This window comes from Sporosarcina aquimarina, from assembly GCF_019748715.1.
Lineage (GTDB): Bacteria > Bacillota > Bacilli > Bacillales_A > Planococcaceae > Sporosarcina > Sporosarcina newyorkensis.
This window is the reverse complement of record NZ_JACLBZ010000007.1, coordinates 16,566-32,069: the sequence shown is the minus strand read 5'-3', so window position 1 is coordinate 32,069 and position 15,504 is coordinate 16,566. Positions and strand designations below refer to the sequence as shown.

Below are 15,504 nucleotides of genomic sequence, written 5' to 3'. Positions count from 1 at the left end.
TTAGTTACACAATAGGTCAGGCTATTGCTTTTTATTTCATAAAGCCTCTGTAATGTCTCTTCACTAACTGAGATTCCAATTGCTTCATTGTTTCAAGGGCAACCCCTACTACGATGAGCAAGCTCGTTCCGCCGATTTGAGCGGATTGAGGCAGATTCGCCAAGTTGATGAAGAAAATAGGCATGACAGCAACAACGGCAAGGAAGATCGAGCCGACGAATGTCAGTCTATACAGAGTACTAGTTAAATACTTTTGAGTATTTGCACCCGGACGAATTCCTGGAATATACGCACCTTGTTTTTTCAGGTTTTCAGCCATATTCTCCGGATTCACTTGAATGAATGCATAGAAATAGGTGAACGCGACAATGAGTGTTACATATAAAATCATCCCGATCGGATTTGTATAATCGAAAATCCGAACGATTGTTTTAGTTACACTATTCTCACCGAAAAATGGAGCGATTTGTTGTGGTGTGATGAAAAATGCCACAGCAAAGATTACTGGAATAACACCCGCAGCATTTAATTTCAAAGGTAAATGTGTTTGTTGGCTTGCAACCGACTGATTACGTCCTGAAACGCGTTTCGCATATTGAATCGGAATCTTCCGCAAAGCTTCTTGGAAGTAAATAACTCCAACTACAATCGCTACGATTACAATCAGCAGTAATATCATCGTTGCAATCCGGATAAATAGTGCATCTCCAGCGTCTTGGATTTGAGTTACATACAACTGGTTTACAGCATTCGGAATACCGGCGACAATCCCTGCAAAAATAATGATGGAAATACCATTTCCGACACCTTTCGCAGTAATTTGTTCACCAAGCCATAGTAGGAAAGATGTTCCTGCAGTCAACACAATCGCAATTACGACATATGTAGACACACTATTATCCGCTATCAGCTGACCACCAAACGTTTGGTTAAAACCAAAGGACATGGCAATTGCTTGGATAAAAGCCAGAACAATTGTGAAGTATCTTGTGAACTGTGCAAGTTTACGTCTTCCAACGTCCCCTTGTTTTGACCACTCAGTAAACTTCGGCACAACATCCATTTGCAATAACTGCACAATGATGGAAGCCGTGATATACGGCATGATCCCCATTGCGAAGATTGAAAAGTTTGAAAGTGCTCCTCCACCGAAAGTGTTCAAAAAACCGATAAACTGGTTATTTGATTGTTGTAAAGCAGTTGCATCAACGTTTGGAACCGGAACAAATGTCCCTAGTCTAAACACGATGAGCACTAGGAGGGTAAAAATTATTTTAGACCGGATCTCTTTCACACGCATGAAGTTAGAGATTGTCTGAAACATTATACCACCTCAGTTTGCCCGCCCGCTTTTTCGATTGCTTCTTTTGCAGAAGCGGAGAATTTATTAGCTTTAACAGTAATCTTTTTCTCAAGTGTTCCGTTTCCAAGAATCTTGATACCAGATTTTGCGTTACTAACAACTCCAGTTTCAATTAGCAGTTCCGGCGTTACTTCCGTGCCTTCTTCGAAACGATTTAATGTGTCAAGGTTAACGATCGCATAATCTTTACGATTGATGTTCGTGAACCCACGCTTAGGAAGTCGTTGGAAAAGAGGAATTTGTCCACCTTCGAAACCAAGACGTACACCGCCGCCTGAACGTGCGTTTTGACCTTTGTGACCTTTACCGGAAGTTTTACCTGTTCCAGAACCAATCCCACGACCAATACGTTTACGGTTTCTACGAGATCCCTCAGCTGGTTTTAACTCGTGTAATTTCATCTTATCGGCACCTCCTTATTCTAAAATAACACTTAGATTTCCTTAACGGTTACCAAGTGACTGACCTTTGTGATCATACCACGGATTGCATCATTGTTTTGATGCTCAACTGTTTGATTTAACTTTCGAAGACCTAGCGCTTCAATTGTTTTACGTTGTGTCGGCTTAGAACCGATAACACTTTTCGTAAGGGTGACTTCAAGTTTGTTCGCCATTGTATTTCCCCCCTTAACCTAACAGTTCTTCCACGGATTTACCACGCAATTTTGCTACATCTTCTGCGCGTTTCAAATTCTGCAATCCTTCGATTGTCGCACGTACCATGTTGATTGGTGTGCTTGATCCAAGAGATTTTGAAAGAATATCCGTGATGCCTGCAAGTTCAAGTACCGCACGAACTGGTCCGCCCGCAATTACTCCAGTACCTGGAGCAGCTGGTTTGATAAGGATCTGTCCTGCACCAAAGCGTCCTAGCACTTCATGTGGAGTTGTACCTTTAACCATTGGCACTTCAATCAAGTTTTTCTTCGCATCTTCAATCGCTTTACGGATTGCGTCTGGAACTTCTTGTGCTTTACCAGTTCCAAAACCGACACGGCCGTTTTTATCACCGACAACGACAAGTGCAGTAAAGCGGAAACGACGTCCACCTTTCACCACTTTCGCAACTCGGTTGATCGTTACTACGCGTTCTTCAAACTCACTTTTGTTTTGATCATTACGACGCATGAAATATGTCCCTCCTTCTTAATTAAAATTCCAGTCCATTTTCGCGTGCTGCATCAGCAAGAGCTTTAACACGGCCATGGAAAAGATATCCGCCACGGTCGAAAACAACCGACTTGACGTCTTTTTCAACAGCTTTTTTCGCAATAAGCTCGCCGACTTTAGCTGCAGATGCAGCGTTCCCTGTAGATCCAGCCTCAACTTCTTTATCCATTGTAGAAGCACTAACGATTGTTACACCATTCATGTCGTCAATCAATTGTGCATAGATATGTTTGTTTGAACGGTAAACGTTTAGACGTGGACGCTCTGCAGTTCCGCTGATTTTCGTACGCACACGTGCGTGACGCTTTTTACGGACAGCGTTTTTATCTTGTTTCGTGATCATCGTGGTCACTCCTTCCAAATACCTCAGGCGGTATTATTTACCTGTTTTACCTTCTTTACGACGAACGATTTCGCCTTCATATCGAATACCTTTACCTTTATAAGGCTCTGGTGGACGTACTTGACGGATGTTAGAAGCAAGAGCACCTACGTGTTCTTTGTTGTAGCCGCGGACAATAATTTTCGTGTTCGCCGGCACTTCAACTTCTACACCTTCTTCTGGTGTGAATTCAACAGGATGTGAATACCCAACATTCAATACAAGTTTCTTACCTTGCATTTGTGCACGATATCCAACCCCGATCAATTCTAGCGTGCGTTCAAATCCAGTTGATACACCAACCACCATGTTGTTAAGCACAGAGCGTGTTGTACCGTGGATTGAACGATGATCTTTAGAATCAGAAGGACGAGTCAATGTAATGACATTACCTTCCTGGTTGATAGTGATTTCTTGATCTAATTGTCTTGAAAGTTCACCTTTCGGACCTTTAACAGTTGCGAAGTTATCAGCTGAAATTGTTACCGTAACGTTTTCAGGAACTTCGATCTGACGATTACCAATACGGGACATTCTATTGCACCTCCATTCATTTGTCGCAAATTACCAAACGTAAGCGACGACTTCTCCACCGATTTGTTTAGCGCGGGCTTCTTTGTCTGTTACTACACCGTTTGATGTAGAAACTAGTGCAACACCTAAGCCATTAAGCACTTTAGGTACTTCATTTGATTTTGCATACACACGAAGTCCTGGTTTAGAAATACGTTTCAAGCCGTTGATTACGCGCTCGTTATCTTGGCCGTATTTAAGGAAAATGCGGATGATGCCTTGTTTGTTATCTTCCACGTATTCCACATCACGAACGAAACCTTCTCGTTTTAAGATTTCAGCGATTTCTTTCTTTACGTTTGAAGCAGGTACCTCAAGCTTCTCGTGGCGAACCATGTTCGCGTTACGGATGCGTGTAAGCATATCTGCAATCGGATCACTCATTGTCATTGAATTAACCTCCTTCCCTAATTAGGGGATTACCAGCTGGCTTTTTTGACGCCAGGAATTTGTCCCTTATATGCAAGTTCGCGGAAACAAATACGGCAAAGTTTAAATTTGCGATATACTGAATGTGGGCGACCACAACGTTCGCAACGTGTATATTCTTGTACTTTGTACTTTGGCGTACGTTTCTGTTTAGCGATCATTGATTTCTTAGCCACGTTTTCGCCTCCCTATTATTTTACTTTTGGAACGGCATGCCACACTGTGTAAGCAGTTCACGTGCTTCTTCGTCAGTGTTTGCAGTCGTCACGATGACGATGTCCATTCCGCGTACTTTTGATACTTTATCGTAGTCAATTTCAGGGAAAATAAGTTGCTCTTTCACACCTAATGTGTAGTTTCCGCGACCATCGAACGCTTTTTTAGAAACGCCACGGAAGTCACGTACACGTGGTAGTGAGACAGACACTAATTTATCGAGAAACTCATACATGCGTTCACCGCGAAGCGTTACTTTTGCTCCGATCGGCATACCTTCACGTAGACGGAAACCAGCGATAGACTTCTTCGCTTTTGTTACGACTGGTTTTTGACCTGAGATAATTGTTAGATCTTCAACAGCTGCGTCAAGTGCTTTCGCGTTTTGAACAGCATCACCAACACCCATGTTGATAACGATTTTATCAACTTTAGGGACTTGCATTACAGATGTATATTCAAACTTGCTCATAAGAGCAGGAGTGATTTCTTTAGTAAATTTCTCTTTCAAACGACTCATCAGTCGGACCTCCTTTCATGCCTTACTTACTTATCCAGTGCTTCACCGGATTTTTTCGCAATACGTACTTTCTTACCGTCTTCCACTTTATAACCTACACGAGTCGGCTCGCCTGATTTAGGATCGATGACCATCACGTTTGAGACATGAATAGCAGCTTCTTGGCTTACAATTCCGCCTTGAGGGTTTTCTTGGTTCGGTTTCGTATGTTTCTTGACGATATTAATACCTTCAACAAGCACACGGTCTTTTTTCGGATAAGCAGTTAGGATCACACCTGTTTTACCTTTATCTTTACCAGAGATCACCATAACTTTGTCGCCTTTTTTAACGTGCATCTATCGCACCTCCTTGACTGGCTCTGTCATTAGAATTAAAGAACTTCTGGAGCGAGTGAAATGATTTTCATGAAGTTGCTGTCACGAAGTTCGCGAGCAACTGGTCCGAAAATACGTGTTCCACGTGGTCCCTTGTCATCACGGATGATAACGCAAGCATTTTCGTCAAACGTAATGTAAGAACCGTCTTTACGACGAACTCCACTTTTCGTACGAACGATGACCGCTTTTACAACGTCACCCTTCTTAACAACGCCACCTGGTGTTGCTTTCTTCACTGTACAAACAACGATATCACCGATATTAGCTACTTTACGGCCTGTGCCACCTAGCACTTTGATCGTAAGTACTTCACGAGCACCAGAGTTGTCAGCAACTTTCATACGAGTTTCTTGTTGAATCATCGAGGCTACCTCCTTCCAAAATCTGAGTTAAAAACCGATTAGATGATGACCGCTTTTTCAACGACTTCTAGAAGACGGAAACGCTTAGTTGCGGATAATGGACGAGTTTCCATAATACGAACTACATCGCCAATTTTCGCTTCGTTTAGCTCATCATGTGCTTTGAACTTTTTAGAATACTTTACACGCTTACCGTATAAAGAATGTTTTTTATGTGTTTCTACCATTACCGTAACGGTTTTATCCATTTTATCGGAAACGACACGGCCTGTGTATACTTTGCGCTGGTTACGCTCAGTCATGGCTGCAACCTCCTTCATCAGTTATTTGCACTGATTTCTCTTTGACGTATTACAGTTTTCATGCGCGCAATCGATTTGCGTACTTCACGGATGCGTGCAGTGTTTTCTAATTGACCTGTCGCTAACTGGAAGCGAAGGTTGAAAAGCTCTTCTTTCAGTGATTTCACTTTTTGCTCGATTTCTGCAGTTGTTAAGTCACGAATTTCTTTAGCTTTCATTAGACTCACCACCAATTTCTTCACGTTTTACAAACTTGCTTGTTACAGGAAGTTTGTGCGATGCGAGTCGAAGCGCTTCACGAGCTACCTCTTCTGGAACACCTGCAATTTCAAACATTACTCTACCGGGCTTCACAACTGCAACCCAGCCTTCTACAGCACCCTTACCGGAACCCATCCGGACTTCTAGAGGCTTTTTAGTATATGGTTTATGCGGGAAAATATTGATCCAAACTTTACCGCCACGTTTCATATAACGAGTCATAGCGATACGCGCAGATTCAATTTGACGGTTCGTGATCCAACCTGATTCTGTAGCTTGAAGACCAAACTCACCAAATTGTACAGTAGCGCCACCTTTTGTTTCACCACGCATTTTCCCACGGAATACACGACGATGTTTAACACGTTTAGGCATTAACATGATTATTTGCCTCCTTCCCCAGAGTTCTTCTTGACTGGAAGGACTTCACCACGATAAATCCATACTTTAACGCCAAGCTTACCATAAGTAGTATCAGCTTCAGCATGTGCATAGTCTATATCAGCACGTAATGTATGAAGAGGGACAGTTCCTTCACTATAGTGTTCTGCACGCGCAATATCGGCACCGCCGAGACGTCCAGAAACTTGTGTTTTGATACCTTTAGCGCCTGCACGGATCGTACGTTGAATTGCTTGTTTTTGTGCACGACGGAAAGATACACGGCTTTCCAATTGACGAGCGATTGATTCTGCGACTAGTTTCGCATCCAAATCAGCACGTTTTACTTCTACGATATTGATGTGTACACGCTTGCCTGTGATTTCGTTAAGTTGTTTACGAAGTGCTTCGACTTCGGAACCACCTTTACCGATAACCATACCTGGCTTTGCAGTGTGGATTGTAATGTTTACACGCTTAGCAGCACGCTCAATTTCAACTTTAGAAACTGATGCATCTACAAGACGCTTTTCAATATATTCACGAATCTTTAAGTCTTCGTGTAGTAAGGACGCATAATCTTTTTCCGCGTACCATTTTGAGTCCCAGTCACGGATGACACCGACACGCAGTCCATTAGGATGTACTTTTTGGCCCACTAATTACCCCTCCTTCTTTTCGGATACCACTAACGTGATGTGGCTCGTACGTTTGTTAATCGCACTTGCACGACCTTGTGCACGTGGACGGAAACGTTTCATTGTTGGTCCTTCATCTACGAATACTTCACTGACGATCAAGTCTTCAGTGTTCATTTCGTAATTGTGTTCAGCATTTGCAATCGCTGATTTCAAAAGTTTTTCTACAACCGGAGATGCCGCTTTAGGCGTAAGTCGTAGAATCGCGACAGCTTCACCGATTTTCTTGCCCCGAATAAGATCAACGACCAAACGGACTTTGCGAGGAGCAATACGGACTGTGCGTACAGATGCTTTAGCTTGTTGCATCAGGATAACCTCCTCTCAATTAGCGTTTTGTTTTCTTATCGTCGGCACCATGGCCTTTGTATGTGCGCGTAGGTACGAATTCACCTAGTTTGTGTCCTACCATATCTTCTGTTACATAAACAGGAACATGTTTGCGTCCATCATATACTGCAATCGTCATACCGATGAATGACGGGAAGATTGTTGAACGGCGTGACCAAGTTTTAATTACCTGTTTCTTTTCTGAATCTTTTTGTGCGTCAACCTTTTTTAGTAAATGGTCATCTGCAAAAGGTCCTTTTTTCAAGCTGCGGCCCATTCTGGAACCTCCTTCCGAGTTTGTACTACGGTCCATCTTCTGAACCGCAGTGCAATCACATTATTTTTTACGACGGCGAACGATAAGTTTATCTGATTTATTGTTCTTAGAACGAGTTTTGTATCCAAGAGTTGGTTTACCCCAAGGAGTAACAGGACTCGGACGGCCGATTGGTGTACGTCCTTCACCACCACCGTGTGGGTGATCGTTAGGGTTCATAACAGATCCACGAACAGTTGGACGCTTGCCTAACCAACGTGAACGACCTGCTTTACCAATGTTAATCAATTCGTGCTGTTCGTTACCGACTTGACCGATTGTTGCACGGCAAGTAGAAAGAATCATACGCACTTCACCTGATTGTAGACGAATGATGACATATTTGCCTTCACGTCCAAGTAGTTGAGCTGAAGTTCCTGCAGAACGAACAAGTTGTCCACCCTTGCCTGGCTTCATTTCAATGTTGTGAATAGTAGAACCCATCGGAATGTTTTCTAGTGGTAGTGCATTCCCTACACGGATATCTGCTTCAGGTCCTGACATGATTGTGGAACCTACTTGCAATCCTTTTGGTGCAAGGATATATTTTTTCTCTCCATCAGCATAATTGATTAATGCGATGTTTGCAGAACGGTTTGGATCGTATTCGATCGTAGCAACGCGTCCTGGTATGCCATCTTTCCGGCGTTGGAAATCGATGACGCGGTATTGGCGCTTATGTCCTCCACCATGGTGACGAACTGTCATTCTACCTTGGTTGTTACGTCCGCCGTTACGCTTGATTGGTTCAAGCAATGATTTTTCTGGTTTATCTGTAGTAATTTCAGAGAAATCAGAAGAAGTCATGTTACGACGCCCGTTGGAGGTAGCTTTGTACTTCTTGATCGCCATTTGTGTTCCCTCCTTCATTATTTGTGCGTTAATTACATTTCAAAAAGTTCGATATCTTTGGAATCAGCTGTAAGTGTAACAATCGCTTTGCGGCGTTTGTTTGTATAGCCAGCATGTTTCCCCATACGTTTGAACTTACCTTTGTAGTTCTGAACGTTTACTTTTTCAACTTCTACACCGAAAATTTCTTCGATAGCTTGTTTAACATGCGTTTTGTTCGCGCGTGTATCCACTTCGAATGTATATTTTCTAAGATCCATTTGCTCAGAAGAACGCTCGGTAATGACCGGACGTTTCAAAATATCACGTGCTTCCATTAACCAAGCACCTCCTCTACTTTTTCAACTGCTGCTTTAGTCATAACGAGTTGATCATGTCCGACTAGGTCAAGAACATTGATGCCGTTCGCTGTAACTACGCTAACGCCAGGAATATTACGTGCAGACAAAGCTACTGTTTCTTCCAGGTCAGCTGTAACAAATAGTGCTTTCTTTGTAATTGAAAGATCTTCAAGTACTTTAACAAAGCCTTTTGTCTTTGGTGCATCAAACGCCAAGTTGTCCACAACGATTAGTTCTTCTGCGCGAACTTTCGTTGAAAGTGCAGAAAGAAGTGCTAAACGACGAACTTTCTTAGGCATTTTATAGCTATAGCTACGTGGTGTTGGACCGAATACGATACCGCCCCCGCGCCATTGTGGTGATCTGATTGAACCTTGACGTGCACGGCCTGTGCCTTTTTGGCGCCATGGTTTACGACCGCCGCCTGCAACTTCTGCGCGAGTTTTAACCTTATGGTTACCTTGGCGCAAAGAAGCTTGTTGTTGAACGATTGCTTCATATAATACTGCTTCGTTCGGCTCGATTCCAAAAATCGCATCGTTTAATTCGATGTCGCCGACTGCAGAACCTGTTTGACTTACTACAGATACTTTAGGCATTCCTATTTCCTCCTTCCTGTTTTACTCAGTTCCCTTTAATTGCGCTTTTCACTTGAACAAGTGATTTGCGAGCTCCAGGAACGTTACCTTTTACTAGCAACAAGTTGCGTTCTTCGTCAACTCGTACGATTTCAACGTTTTGGATCGTTACTGTTTTGCCACCAGTACGTCCAGGTAGTTTCTTCCCTTTGAATACACGTTGTCCATCAACCGCTCCAAGAGAACCTGGTGCGCGGTGGAAACGAGATCCGTGAGTCATTGGTCCACGTGAGAAACCGTGACGCTTAATGACACCTTGGAATCCTTTACCTTTTGATACTCCTGTAATGTCTACTACATCGCCTGCTGCAAATGTATCGACTTTGACTTCCTGACCAACTTCGTATGCACTAACGTCTGCTCCGCGAATTTCGCGAATGAAGCGCTTAGGTGCCGTGTTTGCTTTTGCTACGTGGCCTTGCTCAGGCTTGTTTGAAAGCTTTTCACGTTTATCGTCAAATCCAAGTTGGATTGATTCGTAGCCGTCTGTATCAACTGTCTTCTTTTGAAGAACAACGTTTGGAGCAGCTTCAATCACTGTTACTGGGATTAAATCGCCGTTTTCAGCAAATACTTGCGTCATACCGACTTTTCTTCCTAAGATTCCTTTGGTCATTAGTCACACCTCCTGTAATATTCATTGTTTTATTTTTTATAGTTTGATTTCGATGTCGACGCCTGATGGTAAATCAAGCTTCATTAACGCATCCACAGTTTGTGGAGTCGGATTCACGATATCGATTAAACGTTTGTGTGTACGCATTTCAAATTGCTCACGTGAATCTTTGTAAATGTGAACTGAACGCAATACCGTGTAAACTGATCTTTCAGTTGGCAACGGAATTGGACCTGAAACACTTGCACCAGAACGTTTAGCCGTTTCAACAATCTTCTCAGCTGACTGATCCAACATTCTGTGATCATAAGCTTTCAAACGAATACGAATCTTTTGTTTTGCCATTACTTTCCCTCCCTTTCGCCTATTTTCTAGACAATTCTCCACGAAAATTTCCCATACACGCGCCATGGCAAAGCGGCCGGGTGTATCGGCAACCTCTCGCTTCATCGCAGTCAAAGACCAACATTCAACATTATACATAACTTAAGAGGATCGCGCAACCCTTTTGAAGAAATTAGTCTATTTTTTAATCCGTTTATTATTTTAACAGGTTTTACAGCGAGATGCACGTATTTAGAAAGCACTTTTTTCTTTTAAACCATGTAAATTATAATCAAATGCAAGTGATTTAGATTAGGCAGATGTAGCGCATCACTACTGCTTAATATTTCTTTTGATAAACATAAAAAAATCCCGCCGTTAAGGCGGGATTCAATCGAATTATTTTGTGATTGTAGCTACAACGCCAGCTCCAACTGTACGTCCACCTTCACGGATTGAGAATTTAGTACCTTCTTCAATCGCGATTGGAGAGATCAGTTCAACTGTCATTTCAACGTTATCCCCAGGCATAACCATTTCTACGCCTTCAGGAAGTTGGATAATACCTGTTACGTCAGTTGTACGGAAGTAGAACTGAGGACGGTAGTTAGAGAAGAATGGAGTATGACGTCCACCCTCTTCTTTTGAAAGAACATACACTTCAGATTTGAACTGAGTGTGTGGTGTGATTGAACCTGGCTTAGCAAGAACTTGTCCACGCTCGATGTCTTCACGAGATACTCCACGAAGAAGTGCACCGATGTTGTCTCCAGCTTCTGCATAGTCAAGAAGTTTACGGAACATTTCTACACCTGTTACAGTAGTAGATTTTGGTTCTTCAGTAAGACCGATGATGTCAACAACATCTCCGACTTTAACTACTCCACGCTCAACACGTCCTGTTGCAACTGTACCACGACCTGTGATTGAGAATACGTCCTCAACAGGCATCATGAATGGCTTGTCAGTATCACGTTCTGGAGTTGGGATATAATCATCAACAGCTTGCATCAATTCAATGATTTTAGCTTCCCAATCTGCTTCTCCTTCAAGAGCTTTAAGAGCAGATCCACGGATTACTGGAATATCATCGCCAGGGAAGTCATATTCAGATAGAAGTTCACGGATTTCCATTTCTACTAGTTCAAGTAGTTCTTCATCGTCTACCATGTCACATTTGTTCATGAAGACAACTAGGTAAGGAACACCTACTTGACGTGAAAGAAGGATGTGCTCACGAGTTTGTGGCATTGGGCCGTCAGCAGCAGATACTACTAGGATTCCGCCGTCCATTTGTGCAGCACCAGTGATCATGTTTTTAACATAGTCAGCGTGACCTGGGCAGTCAACGTGTGCATAGTGACGCTTTTCAGTTTCATACTCAACGTGTGAAGTACTGATTGTGATTCCACGCTCTTTTTCTTCAGGTGCGTTATCAACGTCAGCGTATGATTTCGCTTCTCCACCCATTGCTTTAGATAGAACTGTTGCAATAGCTGCAGTCAAAGTTGTTTTACCATGGTCAACGTGACCAATTGTTCCTACGTTTGCGTGCTCCTTGGAGCGGTCGAATTTTTCTTTACCCATTTTAGAGGTCCTCCCTTAAATTCAAAAGTTTAGTTTTTATAGCATGGAAGCCGAAAGCGTACCCTCGACTATCCATATCTTACAAGTATTCACTGTCAGAAACAAGGATGAACTTTATTATTCACCTTTGTTTTTCTTGATTACTTCTTCAGCAACTGACTTTGGAACTTCTTCATAGTGATCGAACACCATGGAGAATACTCCGCGGCCTTGCGTATTAGAACGAAGTGCTGTTGCATAACCGAACATTTCAGCAAGTGGAACCATTGCACGAACAACTTGTGCGTTACCACGAGCTTCCATACCTTCTACACGTCCACGACGGGATGTAATGTCACCCATAATGTCGCCCATGTATTCTTCTGGAATGATTACTTCTACTTTCATTGTTGGTTCAAGAAGTACTGGTGAACATTTAGATGCTGCATTTTTCAAAGCCATGGATGCAGCGATCTTGAATGCCATTTCGTTGGAGTCAACGTCATGGTAAGATCCATCATATAGACGTGCTTTGATATCGATTAATGGATATCCAGCCAAAATACCGTTGTCTAATGAATCACGAAGTCCTGCTTCAACTGCTGGGATATATTCACGAGGAACAGTACCACCAACAATATTGTTTTGGAATTCGAATCCTTTTCCTTCTTCATTTGGACCAAACTCGATCCAAACGTGACCAAATTGTCCACGTCCACCTGATTGACGTACGAATTTACCTTCGACTTCAGCAGACTGACGGAATGTTTCGCGGTAAGAAACTTGTGGCGCGCCCACGTTTGCTTCCACTTTGAATTCACGCTTCAGACGGTCAACGATGATGTCCAAGTGAAGTTCACCCATACCTGCGATGATAACTTCGCCTGTTTCTTGATCCGTATGTGCACGGAACGTTGGATCTTCTTCTTGTAACTTAGCAAGAGCTTGACCCATTTTATCTTGGTCCGCTTTTGTTTTTGGCTCGATCGCTACGGAAATAACAGGTTCAGGGAATTCCATTGATTCTAAGATAATCAAGGCTTTCTCATCACAAAGTGTGTCGCCTGTTCCCGTATCTTTCAAACCTACAGCAGCAGCAATTTCACCCGCATGCACTTCAGAAATTTCTTCACGGCTGTTCGCGTGCATCTGCAGGATACGTCCTACGCGTTCACGTTTGCCTTTTGAAGAGTTTGTAACATAAGAACCTGCTTGAAGTACGCCTGAATAAATACGGAAGAATGTAAGTTTCCCTACATAAGGATCCGTCATTACTTTAAATGCAAGTGCAGAGAATGGCTCTTCATCGCTAGAATGACGCTCTTCCTCTTCTTCAGTATCAGGATTTGTTCCTACCATTGGAGGAATATCAAGTGGTGATGGCAAGTAGTCGACTACTGCATCCAACACTAATTGTACTCCCTTGTTTTTGAAAGCTGTTCCGCAAACTACAGGATAGAATTCAACCGCTAATGTAGCTCTACGAATAGCTGTTTTGATTTCTTCTACTGTTAGTTCTTCGCCGCCGAGATACTTTTCCATTAAGTCTTCGTCAAAGTCTACGATTGCTTCAATTAGCTTTTCACGGTACTCATTCGCTTGCTCTAAATATTCAGCAGGGATATCTTCCACTGTCACATCAGTGCCTAGGTCATTCGGATACAATGTCGCTTTCATTTCGATCAAGTCGATAATTCCAGAGAATTGATCTTCTGCACCGATCGGCAATTGGATAGGATGCGCATTCGCTTGTAGGCGATCGCGAAGAGTTCCGATAGAGTAAAGGAAATCTGCACCTGTTTTATCCATTTTGTTTACGAATACAAGACGTGGTACTTTGTAGTTTGTCGCTTGACGCCAAACTGTTTCCGTTTGTGGCTCAACACCTGATTGAGCATCAAGTACTGTAACGGCACCATCTAGTACACGCAATGAACGTTCAACTTCCACTGTGAAGTCTACGTGTCCCGGTGTATCGATGATGTTTACGCGGTGACCTTTCCATGCAGCTGTTGTAGCAGCAGATGTAATCGTAATTCCACGTTCTTGTTCTTGCTCCATCCAGTCCATTTGTGAAGCACCTTCGTGTGTTTCACCAATTTTGTGGATTTTACCTGTGTAAAAAAGGATCCGCTCAGTTGTCGTTGTCTTACCAGCGTCAATGTGAGCCATGATACCAATGTTACGAGTATTCTCTAAGGAGAACTCTCTAGCCATATTGTAAACTCCTTCCGTTTCGGATTACTGCTGTAGTTTATCCGGACTTACCAACGATAGTGAGCGAATGCTCTGTTGGCTTCAGCCATTTTATGCATTTCTTCACGGCGTTTTACAGAAGCACCTGTGTTGTTAGAAGCATCAAGAATTTCGTTCGCTAGACGTTCTTCCATTGTTTTCTCTCCACGAGTACGTGAATAGTTAACAAGGTAACGAAGACCTAGCGTAGTACGACGTTCAGGACGCACTTCAACTGGCACTTGATAGTTCGCTCCACCAACACGGCGAGCACGCACTTCAAGAACTGGCATTACATTATTTAAAGCTGCTTCAAATACTTCAATTGGTTCTTTACCAGAACGTTCTTTAACAATTTCGAACGCTCCATAAAGGATTTTTTGAGAAGTACCTTTCTTACCGTCTACCATCATTTTGTTGATAAGGCGGCTTACAAGCTTGGAATTATAAATCGGATCAGGTAATACATCGCGTTTTGCAACTGGACCTTTACGAGGCATAATTAGTTCCTCCTTTCGATATCATTAGATTATATTATTTCTTTTCTTTTGGTTTCTTTGCGCCGTATTGAGAACGGCTTTGCATACGGCCAGTAACTCCAGCTGTATCAAGCGCACCACGTACGATATGGTAACGAACACCCGGTAAGTCTTTTACACGACCTCCGCGGATTAGTACCACACTGTGTTCTTGCAAGTTGTGGCCTTCACCTGGGATATACGCGTTAACTTCCAAAGTATTTGTCAAACGAACACGAGCATATTTACGTAGCGCCGAGTTCGGTTTCTTAGGAGTCATAGTACCAACACGTGTACAAACACCTCTTTTTTGTGGTGAGTTCACGTTTGTCATTGACTTTTTAAAGCTGTTGTAGCTTTTTCCTAGAGCCGGTGATTTAGAATTCTCCGATTTCGACTTACGAGGATTACGGACTAATTGGTTAATTGTAGGCATCAGGTTGTTCCTCCTTCCGAGCTTTTTGTAATACCACACATCCAGGTGGTTCATTTTTAGGTAAAAACAAAGTTCTTGTGCGTGCACACACAAAAACGGAATTCAGTAAACTCCAGAGATCTCTGTTCACTGTTGTTTTATAATGATGATTGCTTCTCGCCGTCACTTATAAAAGTTTCGACCAACAACTATCAACCTTTTGTATATTATCATCTGCAGAAAGACTTGTCAACAAGTTTGAGAAAATCAATTTTGCTTAATAAAGATAAACGGGACCGAGGTCCCGTTTATTC

Annotated in this window: 26 protein-coding genes; all 26 read right to left on the bottom strand. The window is 42.7% G+C overall.

Annotated elements, in window-relative coordinates; all coding sequences use genetic code 11:
- Positions 1-31 precede the first annotated feature (31 nt).
- The 26 genes from secY to rpsL all read right to left on the bottom strand — a co-directional run bounded on the left by secY (position 32) and on the right by rpsL (position 15,211).
- A complete protein-coding gene (gene secY, locus H7J92_RS03100; RefSeq protein WP_009499037.1) occupies positions 32-1,324 on the bottom strand; it encodes a preprotein translocase subunit SecY in 1,293 nt (430 codons plus the stop codon).
- Complete coding sequence (gene rplO / locus H7J92_RS03095; protein WP_009499038.1) at positions 1,324-1,764, bottom strand: 50S ribosomal protein L15; 441 nt, start codon at positions 1,762-1,764, stop codon at positions 1,324-1,326. The genes secY and rplO overlap by 1 nt, the downstream gene beginning before the upstream one ends.
- Positions 1,765-1,796: 32 nt before the next feature.
- Entirely contained in the window at positions 1,797-1,979 is a 183-nt protein-coding gene (rpmD, locus tag H7J92_RS03090) for a 50S ribosomal protein L30 (protein WP_009499039.1), read from the bottom strand.
- A gap of 13 nt (positions 1,980-1,992) precedes the next feature.
- Positions 1,993-2,493 carry a 30S ribosomal protein S5 gene (gene rpsE / locus H7J92_RS03085; protein ID WP_009499040.1) on the bottom strand — a complete coding sequence of 167 codons (501 nt, stop codon included), beginning with the start codon at positions 2,491-2,493 and terminating at the stop codon, positions 1,993-1,995.
- Between the two features lie 22 nt (positions 2,494-2,515).
- Positions 2,516-2,878: a 50S ribosomal protein L18 gene (gene rplR, locus H7J92_RS03080; protein ID WP_078818360.1), complete on the bottom strand. Its 363-nt coding sequence runs from the start codon at positions 2,876-2,878 to the stop codon at positions 2,516-2,518.
- Positions 2,879-2,911: 33 nt separating this feature from the next.
- Complete coding sequence (gene rplF / locus H7J92_RS03075; protein WP_009499042.1) at positions 2,912-3,451, bottom strand: 50S ribosomal protein L6; 540 nt, start codon at positions 3,449-3,451, stop codon at positions 2,912-2,914.
- A gap of 30 nt (positions 3,452-3,481) precedes the next feature.
- Positions 3,482-3,880, bottom strand: a complete 399-nt coding sequence (gene rpsH / locus H7J92_RS03070; RefSeq protein WP_009499043.1) for a 30S ribosomal protein S8 — start codon at positions 3,878-3,880, stop codon at positions 3,482-3,484.
- A gap of 29 nt (positions 3,881-3,909) precedes the next feature.
- Positions 3,910-4,095: a 30S ribosomal protein S14 gene (gene rpsN, locus H7J92_RS03065; protein ID WP_009499044.1), complete on the bottom strand. Its 186-nt coding sequence runs from the start codon at positions 4,093-4,095 to the stop codon at positions 3,910-3,912.
- A 20-nt stretch (positions 4,096-4,115) separates the two neighbouring features.
- Positions 4,116-4,655: a 50S ribosomal protein L5 gene (gene rplE / locus H7J92_RS03060; protein ID WP_009499045.1), complete on the bottom strand. Its 540-nt coding sequence runs from the start codon at positions 4,653-4,655 to the stop codon at positions 4,116-4,118.
- 26 nt (positions 4,656-4,681) lie between these two features.
- Complete coding sequence (gene rplX / locus H7J92_RS03055; RefSeq protein WP_009499046.1) at positions 4,682-4,993, bottom strand: 50S ribosomal protein L24; 312 nt, start codon at positions 4,991-4,993, stop codon at positions 4,682-4,684.
- Positions 4,994-5,028: 35 nt separating this feature from the next.
- Positions 5,029-5,397, bottom strand: a complete 369-nt coding sequence (gene rplN / locus H7J92_RS03050) for a 50S ribosomal protein L14 (protein ID WP_009499047.1) — start codon at positions 5,395-5,397, stop codon at positions 5,029-5,031.
- A 38-nt stretch (positions 5,398-5,435) separates the two neighbouring features.
- On the bottom strand, positions 5,436-5,699 hold the full coding sequence (rpsQ, locus tag H7J92_RS03045) for a 30S ribosomal protein S17 (protein WP_040759927.1): 264 nt from the start codon (positions 5,697-5,699) through the stop codon (positions 5,436-5,438).
- Positions 5,700-5,716: 17 nt separating this feature from the next.
- Positions 5,717-5,917 carry a 50S ribosomal protein L29 gene (gene rpmC, locus H7J92_RS03040; RefSeq protein WP_009499049.1) on the bottom strand — a complete coding sequence of 67 codons (201 nt, stop codon included), beginning with the start codon at positions 5,915-5,917 and terminating at the stop codon, positions 5,717-5,719.
- The gene (gene rplP / locus H7J92_RS03035; RefSeq protein WP_009499050.1) at positions 5,907-6,341 is read right to left on the bottom strand and encodes a 50S ribosomal protein L16; all 435 of its coding nucleotides are present in this window, start codon (positions 6,339-6,341) and stop codon (positions 5,907-5,909) included. The genes rpmC and rplP overlap by 11 nt, the downstream gene beginning before the upstream one ends.
- A gap of 2 nt (positions 6,342-6,343) precedes the next feature.
- Positions 6,344-7,000, bottom strand: a complete 657-nt coding sequence (gene rpsC, locus H7J92_RS03030; RefSeq protein ID WP_009499051.1) for a 30S ribosomal protein S3 — start codon at positions 6,998-7,000, stop codon at positions 6,344-6,346.
- A 3-nt stretch (positions 7,001-7,003) separates the two neighbouring features.
- A complete protein-coding gene (gene rplV / locus H7J92_RS03025; protein ID WP_009499052.1) occupies positions 7,004-7,348 on the bottom strand; it encodes a 50S ribosomal protein L22 in 345 nt (114 codons plus the stop codon).
- 19 nt (positions 7,349-7,367) lie between these two features.
- Positions 7,368-7,646, bottom strand: coding sequence for a 30S ribosomal protein S19 (rpsS, locus tag H7J92_RS03020; RefSeq protein WP_009499053.1), 279 nt, complete (start codon positions 7,644-7,646; stop codon positions 7,368-7,370).
- A gap of 60 nt (positions 7,647-7,706) precedes the next feature.
- Positions 7,707-8,537 carry a 50S ribosomal protein L2 gene (gene rplB, locus H7J92_RS03015; RefSeq protein ID WP_040759928.1) on the bottom strand — a complete coding sequence of 277 codons (831 nt, stop codon included), beginning with the start codon at positions 8,535-8,537 and terminating at the stop codon, positions 7,707-7,709.
- Positions 8,538-8,569: 32 nt separating this feature from the next.
- Entirely contained in the window at positions 8,570-8,854 is a 285-nt protein-coding gene (gene rplW / locus H7J92_RS03010; RefSeq protein WP_009499055.1) for a 50S ribosomal protein L23, read from the bottom strand.
- Entirely contained in the window at positions 8,854-9,477 is a 624-nt protein-coding gene (gene rplD, locus H7J92_RS03005; protein ID WP_009499056.1) for a 50S ribosomal protein L4, read from the bottom strand. Before rplD ends, rplW begins: the two co-directional genes overlap by 1 nt.
- Before the next feature lie 25 nt (positions 9,478-9,502).
- Complete coding sequence (rplC, locus tag H7J92_RS03000) at positions 9,503-10,132, bottom strand: 50S ribosomal protein L3 (protein WP_009499057.1); 630 nt, start codon at positions 10,130-10,132, stop codon at positions 9,503-9,505.
- Between the two features lie 36 nt (positions 10,133-10,168).
- The gene (gene rpsJ, locus H7J92_RS02995; protein WP_040759929.1) at positions 10,169-10,477 is read right to left on the bottom strand and encodes a 30S ribosomal protein S10; all 309 of its coding nucleotides are present in this window, start codon (positions 10,475-10,477) and stop codon (positions 10,169-10,171) included.
- Positions 10,478-10,855: 378 nt separating this feature from the next.
- Complete coding sequence (gene tuf, locus H7J92_RS02990) at positions 10,856-12,043, bottom strand: elongation factor Tu (RefSeq protein ID WP_009499059.1); 1,188 nt, start codon at positions 12,041-12,043, stop codon at positions 10,856-10,858.
- Between the two features lie 117 nt (positions 12,044-12,160).
- A complete protein-coding gene (fusA, locus tag H7J92_RS02985) occupies positions 12,161-14,239 on the bottom strand; it encodes an elongation factor G (RefSeq protein ID WP_009499060.1) in 2,079 nt (692 codons plus the stop codon).
- Between the two features lie 47 nt (positions 14,240-14,286).
- Positions 14,287-14,757 (bottom strand): 30S ribosomal protein S7, encoded by a 471-nt coding sequence (gene rpsG, locus H7J92_RS02980; protein ID WP_009499061.1) that lies wholly within the window; start codon positions 14,755-14,757, stop codon positions 14,287-14,289.
- Positions 14,758-14,791: 34 nt separating this feature from the next.
- A complete protein-coding gene (gene rpsL / locus H7J92_RS02975; RefSeq protein WP_009499062.1) occupies positions 14,792-15,211 on the bottom strand; it encodes a 30S ribosomal protein S12 in 420 nt (139 codons plus the stop codon).
- Positions 15,212-15,504: the final 293 nt, after the last annotated feature.

Coding starts and splice junctions, on each gene's coding strand:
- secY (WP_009499037.1), bottom strand. CDS start 1,324: ATGTTTCAGACAATCTCTAACTTCATGCGTGTGAAAGAGATCCGGTCT.
- rplO (WP_009499038.1), bottom strand. CDS start 1,764: ATGAAATTACACGAGTTAAAACCAGCTGAGGGATCTCGTAGAAACCGT.
- rpmD (WP_009499039.1), bottom strand. CDS start 1,979: ATGGCGAACAAACTTGAAGTCACCCTTACGAAAAGTGTTATCGGTTCT.
- rpsE (WP_009499040.1), bottom strand. CDS start 2,493: ATGCGTCGTAATGATCAAAACAAAAGTGAGTTTGAAGAACGCGTAGTA.
- rplR (WP_078818360.1), bottom strand. CDS start 2,878: ATGATCACGAAACAAGATAAAAACGCTGTCCGTAAAAAGCGTCACGCA.
- rplF (WP_009499042.1), bottom strand. CDS start 3,451: ATGTCCCGTATTGGTAATCGTCAGATCGAAGTTCCTGAAAACGTTACG.
- rpsH (WP_009499043.1), bottom strand. CDS start 3,880: ATGACAATGAGTGATCCGATTGCAGATATGCTTACACGCATCCGTAAC.
- rplE (WP_009499045.1), bottom strand. CDS start 4,655: ATGAGTCGTTTGAAAGAGAAATTTACTAAAGAAATCACTCCTGCTCTT.
- rplX (WP_009499046.1), bottom strand. CDS start 4,993: ATGCACGTTAAAAAAGGCGACAAAGTTATGGTGATCTCTGGTAAAGAT.
- rplN (WP_009499047.1), bottom strand. CDS start 5,397: ATGATTCAACAAGAAACTCGTATGAAAGTTGCTGACAACTCTGGTGCT.
- rpsQ (WP_040759927.1), bottom strand. CDS start 5,699: ATGACTGAGCGTAACCAGCGCAAAGTATACACAGGCCGTGTCGTTTCC.
- rpmC (WP_009499049.1), bottom strand. CDS start 5,917: ATGAAAGCTAAAGAAATTCGTGACTTAACAACTGCAGAAATCGAGCAA.
- rplP (WP_009499050.1), bottom strand. CDS start 6,341: ATGTTAATGCCTAAACGTGTTAAACATCGTCGTGTATTCCGTGGGAAA.
- rplV (WP_009499052.1), bottom strand. CDS start 7,348: ATGCAACAAGCTAAAGCATCTGTACGCACAGTCCGTATTGCTCCTCGC.
- rpsS (WP_009499053.1), bottom strand. CDS start 7,646: ATGGGCCGCAGCTTGAAAAAAGGACCTTTTGCAGATGACCATTTACTA.
- rplB (WP_040759928.1), bottom strand. CDS start 8,537: ATGGCGATCAAGAAGTACAAAGCTACCTCCAACGGGCGTCGTAACATG.
- rplW (WP_009499055.1), bottom strand. CDS start 8,854: ATGGAAGCACGTGATATTTTGAAACGTCCGGTCATTACCGAGCGTTCT.
- rplD (WP_009499056.1), bottom strand. CDS start 9,477: ATGCCTAAAGTATCTGTAGTAAGTCAAACAGGTTCTGCAGTCGGCGAC.
- rplC (WP_009499057.1), bottom strand. CDS start 10,132: ATGACCAAAGGAATCTTAGGAAGAAAAGTCGGTATGACGCAAGTATTT.
- rpsJ (WP_040759929.1), bottom strand. CDS start 10,477: ATGGCAAAACAAAAGATTCGTATTCGTTTGAAAGCTTATGATCACAGA.
- tuf (WP_009499059.1), bottom strand. CDS start 12,043: ATGGGTAAAGAAAAATTCGACCGCTCCAAGGAGCACGCAAACGTAGGA.
- fusA (WP_009499060.1), bottom strand. CDS start 14,239: ATGGCTAGAGAGTTCTCCTTAGAGAATACTCGTAACATTGGTATCATG.
- rpsG (WP_009499061.1), bottom strand. CDS start 14,757: ATGCCTCGTAAAGGTCCAGTTGCAAAACGCGATGTATTACCTGATCCG.
- rpsL (WP_009499062.1), bottom strand. CDS start 15,211: ATGCCTACAATTAACCAATTAGTCCGTAATCCTCGTAAGTCGAAATCG.